Annotated in this window: 4 protein-coding genes; 2 read left to right on the plus strand and 2 right to left on the minus strand. The window is 71.2% G+C overall.

Annotation, left to right across the window (positions count from 1 at the left end; all coding sequences use genetic code 11):
- Positions 1–73: 73 nt before the first annotated feature.
- The gene (gene pstS, locus VF746_00500; protein ID HEX8690889.1) at positions 74–1,171 is read right to left on the minus strand and encodes a phosphate ABC transporter substrate-binding protein PstS; all 1,098 of its coding nucleotides are present in this window, start codon (positions 1,169–1,171) and stop codon (positions 74–76) included.
- A gap of 289 nt (positions 1,172–1,460) precedes the next feature.
- On the opposite strand from pstS, the gene VF746_00505 reads away from it, so the two are divergent.
- Complete coding sequence (locus VF746_00505) at positions 1,461–2,072, plus strand: DUF47 family protein (protein ID HEX8690890.1); 612 nt, start codon at positions 1,461–1,463, stop codon at positions 2,070–2,072.
- Positions 2,073–2,079: 7 nt separating this feature from the next.
- Positions 2,080–3,075, plus strand: coding sequence for an inorganic phosphate transporter (locus tag VF746_00510; protein HEX8690891.1), 996 nt, complete (start codon positions 2,080–2,082; stop codon positions 3,073–3,075).
- 182 nt (positions 3,076–3,257) lie between these two features.
- Here the strand turns inward: VF746_00510 and VF746_00515 are convergent, their stop codons facing one another.
- Positions 3,258–3,632 carry a hypothetical protein gene (locus VF746_00515; GenBank protein HEX8690892.1) on the minus strand — a complete coding sequence of 125 codons (375 nt, stop codon included), beginning with the start codon at positions 3,630–3,632 and terminating at the stop codon, positions 3,258–3,260.
- Positions 3,633–3,873 lie beyond the last annotated feature (241 nt).

A 3,873-nucleotide genomic window follows, 5' to 3' on the forward strand; every position in this document is an offset into this window, starting at 1 on the left:
CTCGGCGCGGCCCCAGCACGCGCGCTCGAAGTTCACTCTCGCACTTGCGCACTTCGCACTCTCGCACTCGTGGTTAAACCGGCTGGCGCTGGGCGCCGCAGGTGACGGTGCCGAGCTTCTGCAGCACGGGGCCGCGCAGCGCCTCGGGGAGCGGCGCGTAGTGCAGCTCGGTGGCCATCGCGCCGCCCTCGGTGAGCGCCCAGCGCACCAGCTCCACCAGCGGGCGCGCCTTGCCGCAGTCCTCGATGTGCCGCGGGACCAGCAGGTACGTGAACGACGAGATCGGGTAGGCTCCGGCCCCGGCCGCGTTCACGATCGACAGGCGGAAGTCGGGGTGCTGCTGCAGCCGCGGCCCCAGCTCGCCGGCGGCCGCCGTGGTGCCCTCGACCGAGGGGGCGACGAACCGCCCCGCCTGGTTGCGGATAGCGGCCGTGGGGAGGCCGTTCTGCTGCGCGTAGGCCAGCTCCACGTAGCCCACGGCGCCGGGCGTGTTCTTCACCTGGCCGGTGACGCCCTCGTTCCCCTTGGCGCCGAGCCCCGCCAGCCAGCGCACGCTCTTCCCCTTCCCCACCCCCTGCTGCCAGTCGGGGGAGACGGCGGCCAGGTAGTCGGTGAAGACGTAGGTGGTGCCGCTGCCGTCGGTGCGGTAGACGGGGAGGACGTCCTCGTCGGGGAGCGCCACGCCGGGGTTGAGCCGGGCCAGGCGCGGGTCGTTCCACTTCTTCACCCGGCCCTGGTAGAGGGCGGCCAGGGTGGGCCCGTCCAGCCGCAGCGGCTGCCGGAGCCCGGGGAGGTTGTACGCCACCGCCACCGAGCCCAGCACGGTGGGGACGTGCAGCACGTCGGGCTTCTTCGCCAGCTCCTCGTCGGTCATCGGCGCGTCGGAGGCCCCGAAGTCCACCGTGCCCTCGGTCACCTGGCGGATGCCGGCGCCCGAGCCCTGCGACTGGTAGTTGACCCGCACGCCCGGGTGCTCCCGGCCGTACGCGTCGAACCACTTCGAGTAGATCGGATACGGGAAGGTGGCGCCCGCACCGGTGAGCGTGACGGCGCCGCCCGGGACCGCCGGCGAGTTCTTCATCGCGCCCGGGGTGGCCCCCTCGCTCTCGCCGCCCCCGCACGCGGCGGCGAGGAAGACGAGCGACAGGGCGCCGGGCCAGAGCTTCTGCATCGGGTTCGCTCTCGTTTCGAAGAGAGGAATGCGCTTCCATCCGGAACGCCTCGAAGCTCGGTCCCCGCGGTCACGCCCAGCGCGCCCTCCCTGTCACATGTTTGTAACGATCCGCCCACCGGCGCGTCTCCGCGGCGACGGAACCCTTTCCGCCGGGGGCGCGCACGCGTAGCTTTGGCGCGCTTTCCGGCGGCCCGGGCCCCCGTTGCGGTCGCCCGGCGCGGACCCGGCCCACGCGCCCGAGGCCGGCGAGTACGTTACAAACCCGCCCCTGGACGGAGGTGTCACCGTGCGCCTGATCCCGCGCGACGAGAAGTTCTTCCCCCTCTTCGAAGGCCTGGCGCAGCGGCTGTCGGCGGCGGCGGAGCTCCTGGCGCAGCTCTTCGCCAACCCCGACCGGCTCCAGGAGCTGGTGCAGAAGATCAAGGACATCGAGCACGAGGCCGACGAGCTGACGCACGACCTGATCGTGCGCATCGACAAGAGCTTCGTGACGCCGCTCGACCGCGAGGACATCCACCTGCTGGCCTCGCGCCTGGACGACGTGATCGACGTGGTGGACGGGGTGGCGCGCCGGGCGCAGATGTTCCGCCTGCGCGAGTTCCGCCCCGAGGCGGCCCAGCTGGCCGACGTGCTGCGCCGCGGGGCGGCCACGCTGGCCACCTCGGTGGCGAACCTGAAGAAGCCCAAGCTGATCCTGCAGGAGACCGGGCGGCTGAAGAAGCTGGAGGAGGAGGGCGACGCCATCTACCACAACGCGGTCGGCCGGCTGTTCGACGACGGCGCCGACGCGATCGAGGTGATCAAGTGGAAGGAGCTGTTCGACAAGCTGGAGGACGCCGTGGACCTCTGCGACGACGCCTGGAACGTCATCGAGAGCATCGCCCTCAAGAACTCCTGACCTTCCCGTGGACACCTACGTCGTCCTGATCATCGCGGTGGCGTTCGCGTTCGACTTCGTGAACGGCTTCCACGACTCGGCCAACTCCATCGCCACGGTGGTGGGCACGCGCGTGCTCTCCCCCTTCAAGGCGGTGCTGTGGGCGGCCACCTTCAACTTCGCGGCGCTGTTCGTGGTGGGGACCGCGGTGGCCAAGACCGTGGGCAAGGGGATGATCGACGTGGACGTGGTCACCCCCAGCGTGATCCTGGGGGGCCTCCTGGGCGCGATCGTCTGGAACCTGATCACCTGGTGGTTCGGCCTCCCCAGCAGCTCGAGCCACGCGCTCCTGGGCGGCTACGCGGGGGCGGCGGTGGCCAAGGCGGGGTGGGCGGCGATCATCCCCAGCGGGTGGACCAAGACCATCCTGTTCATCTTCCTCTCCCCGATCATCGGGATGATCCTGGGGTTCGGCCTGATGGTGGCGGTCTACTGGATCTTCCAGCGCACCTCGCCGACGCGGGTGGACCGCGTCTTCCGCGTGGCGCAGCTCGCCAGCTCGGCGCTGTTCTCGATGTCGCACGGCGGCAACGACGCGCAGAAGACCATGGGGATCATCGTGGGGCTGCTGGTGTCGACCAACCACCTGCCGAACGCGGACCACATCCCGCTGTGGGTGGAGCTGGGCGCCTACACCATGATCGCGCTGGGGACGCTCTTCGGCGGGTGGCGCATCGTGCACACCATGGGCACGCGCATCACGCGGCTGCGCCCGGTGGGCGGCTTCTGCGCGGAGACGGGCGGGGCGCTCAGCATCCTGCTGGCGACCAGGTTCGGCATCCCCGTCTCCACCACGCACACCATCACCGGCTCCATCGTGGGGGTGGGAGCCACGCGGCGCTGGTCGGCGGTGCGCTGGGGGGTGGCGGGGCGGATCGTGTGGGCGTGGGTCCTCACCATCCCCGCCGCGTTCTCCATCTCCGCGCTCTGCTACCTGGTGCTGGGGAACCTGGTGGCGCGGTAGGGCGGAACTCCCGAAGGACGGGATCGGGCGAGAATGACGAAGGGCAGGCGGAGATTCGGTCTCCCCTGCCCTTCCCTCGTTCAGGAAATGCGGGTAAACCCGCGGCTGGAACTACGGAAAGCCTCGCAAACCCCCGCGAGGCTTCAACAGCCAGATCGCAACGAAAGCCAGAAGCACACCCGCTACCGCAGGCTCGGCTGGAAGCCCGGCGCGTCGCGGTCGGGGCAGACGAAGAGCTGCTCGTCGGCGGGCGGCGCGGCGGCGAGGAAGGCGGCCAGGGGGCGGCCCTCGAGCGCGCGGCAGAGCGCGGGGCCGGCGCCCTCGATGCGCGCCGGGAGGCCGGCGTGGCGGGTGGCGCGCAGGAGCGCCTCCAGCAGCGGCTCGGCCGTGGGCTCCACCTCGCGCACGGCCGAGGCGTCCAGCACCAGGGGCCGCCCGCCCCCGCACAGCATCCCCAGCAGCACCACGGCGGGGGTGTCCACCACCGGCGGCAGCGGCAGCGGCGAAACCTCTTCGGCACGCTCATCCGCGGCGGCGCGGGGCTCGTCGATCGGCATCGGTCTTCCTCCTCGAAGTCTCGGTCTCGGGTCGCGGGAGGAAGATGGCGAGCGCAGGTGTCGGCGCGGCCCGCGGACGGTCACGATGTGGTATCTCCCGACGAATCGGGATAGGGGGGCCGGTCTCCCGGCACCCCCTCCCCCACCACCGTACGTACGGGTCCGTATACGGCGGTTCGGATGGTTGATGGACTGAGTGTGTTGTGCTCCGTCCTGAGTGAAGAGGCTGCTCCCCGCCGTC

The sequence above is a fragment of the Longimicrobium sp. genome, from assembly GCA_036389795.1.
Taxonomy (GTDB): Bacteria; Gemmatimonadota; Gemmatimonadetes; order Longimicrobiales; family Longimicrobiaceae; genus Longimicrobium.

Coding starts and splice junctions, on each gene's coding strand:
- pstS (HEX8690889.1), bottom strand. CDS start 1,171: ATGCAGAAGCTCTGGCCCGGCGCCCTGTCGCTCGTCTTCCTCGCCGCC.
- VF746_00515 (HEX8690892.1), bottom strand. CDS start 3,632: ATGCCGATCGACGAGCCCCGCGCCGCCGCGGATGAGCGTGCCGAAGAG.